Origin of the sequence: Streptomyces swartbergensis (assembly GCF_002148965.1) — a bacterium.
GTDB lineage: Bacteria > Actinomycetota > Actinomycetes > Streptomycetales > Streptomycetaceae > Streptomyces > Streptomyces swartbergensis.
On sequence record NZ_NGFN01000571.1, the window covers coordinates 1 to 3,001 of the forward strand.

Here is a 3,001-nt window from a genome sequence, read left to right on the forward strand (position 1 = left end):
GAGTGTCAGTGGGGCGTGGCAGGATCGGGGGCGTGGCAGAGACAGCATCGAAGACGACCGACAAGACCTCCGGCGGCAGCCGTCCGCGACTGATGCTCATGGACGGGCACTCGCTGGCCTACCGAGCGTTCTTCGCGCTGCCCGCGGAGAACTTCACCACCGCGACGGGCCAGCCGACGAACGCGATCTACGGCTTCGCGTCGATGCTGGCCAACACGCTGCGCGACGAGGCGCCCACGCACTTCGCGGTCGCCTTCGACGTCTCCCGCAAGACCTGGCGCTCCCAGGAGTTCACGGAGTACAAGGCGAACCGCTCCAAGACCCCCGACGAGTTCAAGGGCCAGGTCGAGTTGATCTGCGAGCTCCTCGACGCGATGGGCGCGGCCCGCTTCGCGGTCGACGGGTTCGAGGCGGACGACGTCATCGCCACCCTCGCCACGCGGGCCGAGGCCGAGGGCTTCGAGGTGCTGATCGTCACCGGCGACCGGGACTCCTTCCAGCTGGTCAGCGAGCACACCACGGTGCTGTACCCGACCAAGGGCGTCTCCGAGCTGACCCGCTTCACCCCCGAGAAGGTGTTCGAGAAGTACGGGCTGACGCCCGCGCAGTACCCCGACTTCGCGGCCCTGCGCGGCGACCCGTCCGACAACCTCCCCGGCATCCCCGGCGTCGGCGAGAAGACCGCCGCGAAGTGGATCAACCAGTTCGGGTCGTTCGCGCAGCTCGTCGAGCGCGTGGACGAGGTCAAGGGCAAGGCCGGGCAGAACCTCCGCGACCACCTGGAAGCGGTCAAGCTCAACCGCCGGCTCACGGAGCTGGAGCGCCAGGTAGAGCTGCCCAAGGGCGTCGCCGACCTGGAGCGGACCGCCTACGACCGCAAGGCCGTCGCGATGGTCCTGGACACCCTGGAGATCCGCAACCCCTCCCTGCGCGAGCGGCTCTTCGCCGTCGACCCCGGCGCCGAGGAGGCCGAGACCACCCCGATCAGCACGGACGGCGTCCAGCTGGACGGCACGGTGCTGGGCACCGGCGAGCTGGTCGGCTGGCTCACCGAGCACGGCACCCAGCCCCTCGGCGTCGCCACGGTCGATGCCTGGGCGCTCGGCACGGGCTCGGTCGCCGAGGTCGCGCTCGCCGCACCCGGCGGGGCCGCCGCCTGGTTCGACCCCTCGCAGCTGGACGAGGCCGACGAGAGGGCCTTCGCGGCCTGGCTCGCCGACGCCGCCCGGCCCAAGATCTTCCACAACGCCAAGGGCGCGATGCGCGTCTTCGCCGAGCACGGCTGGAGCGTCGAGGGGGTCACCATGGACACCGCGCTCGCCGCCTACCTCGTCAAGCCCGGCCGCCGCTCCTTCGACCTGGACGCGCTGTCCCTGGAGTACCTGCACCGCGAGCTGGCGCCTGCCGCCGCGGCCGACGGCCAGCTCGCCTTCGGCGCGGACGAGGGCGCCGAGGCCGAGGCCCTGATGATCCAGGCCCGCGCCGTCCTCGACCTGGGCGAGGCCTTCGAGAGCCGCCTGGAGGAGGTCGGCGCCGCCGACCTGCTGCGCGACATGGAGCTGCCCACGTCCGCGCTGCTCGCCCGCATGGAGCGGCACGGCATCGCGGCCGACCGGCCCCACCTGGAAACCATGGAGCAGATGTTCGCGGGCGCCGTCCAGCAGGCGGTGAAGGAGGCCCACGCGGCAGCCGGGCACGAGTTCAACCTGGGCTCGCCCAAGCAGCTCCAGGAGGTCCTCTTCGGCGAGCTGGCCCTCCCCAAGACCAAGCGGACGAAGACCGGCTACACCACGGACGCCGACGCGCTGGCCTGGCTCGCCACGCAGACGGACAACGAGCTGCCGGTGATCATGCTCCGCCACCGCGAGCAGGCCAAGCTCCGCGTCACCGTCGAGGGCCTGATCAAGACGATCGCCGCGGACGGCCGCATCCACACCACGTTCAACCAGACGGTCGCCGCCACCGGCCGTCTGTCCTCCACGGACCCGAACCTCCAGAACATCCCGGTCCGCACCGACGAGGGCCGCGCGATCCGCCGCGGCTTCGTCGTCGGCGAGGGCTTCGAGTCCCTGATGACGGCCGACTACAGCCAGATCGAACTGCGCGTGATGGCCCACCTCTCCGAGGACGAGGGCCTGATCGAGGCGTTCACCTCCGGCGAGGACCTCCACACCACGGCCGCTTCCCAGGTCTTCGCGGTCGAGCCGGCCGCGGTGGACGCCGAAATGCGCCGCAAGATCAAGGCCATGTCGTACGGCCTGGCCTACGGCCTGTCCGCCTTCGGCCTCTCCCAGCAGCTGAACATCGAGGCGGCGGAGGCCCGCGCCCTGATGGACGCGTACTTCGAGCGGTTCGGCGGCGTACGGGACTATCTGCACCGGGCGGTCGACGAGGCCCGGGCGACGGGCTACACGGCGACGCTCTTCGGGCGCCGCCGCTACCTCCCCGACCTCAACAGCGACAACCGCCAGCGTCGCGAGGCGGCCGAGCGGATGGCCCTCAACGCTCCCATCCAGGGCACGGCGGCCGACATCGTCAAGATCGCCATGCTCAAGGTGGACAGCGCGCTCAAGGACGCCGGGCTCGCCTCCCGCATGCTGCTCCAGGTCCACGACGAAATCGTGCTGGAGATCGCCCCCGGGGAGCGCGCGGCCGCCGAGGAACTCGTCCGCCGCGAGATGGCCAACGCCGTCCACCTCCGCGTGCCGCTGGGCGTCTCGGTGGGCTCGGGCCCGGACTGGGAGTCTGCGGCGCACTAGTCCGGCACGCTGCGCGAAGCAGTCCGGAGGACGCGAAGCAGTGCCGGAGCATGCGAAGCAGTTCCGGGCTGCGCGCAGCAGTCCCGGAGCAGGCGACGCGGGTATGCCCTGGGCCGAGCGCTGAGCCGGGGGCACCCGCCGCCCCACCTCGTCGAAAACGTCACTCGCGTGGCCCCCGACAAAGGGCCCGCGCCCCCGGCGCTCGCAAGGATGCGGGCATGGGTATACGCACGTTCCTCCGC

General features: G+C 71.4%; 1 protein-coding gene. It reads left to right on the top strand.

Annotated elements, in window-relative coordinates; translation table 11 throughout:
• Nucleotides 1-32 precede the first annotated feature (32 nt).
• On the top strand, nucleotides 33-2,759 hold the full coding sequence (gene polA / locus CA983_RS42170; RefSeq protein WP_086605922.1) for a DNA polymerase I: 2,727 nt from the start codon (nucleotides 33-35) through the stop codon (nucleotides 2,757-2,759).
• Nucleotides 2,760-3,001: the final 242 nt, after the last annotated feature.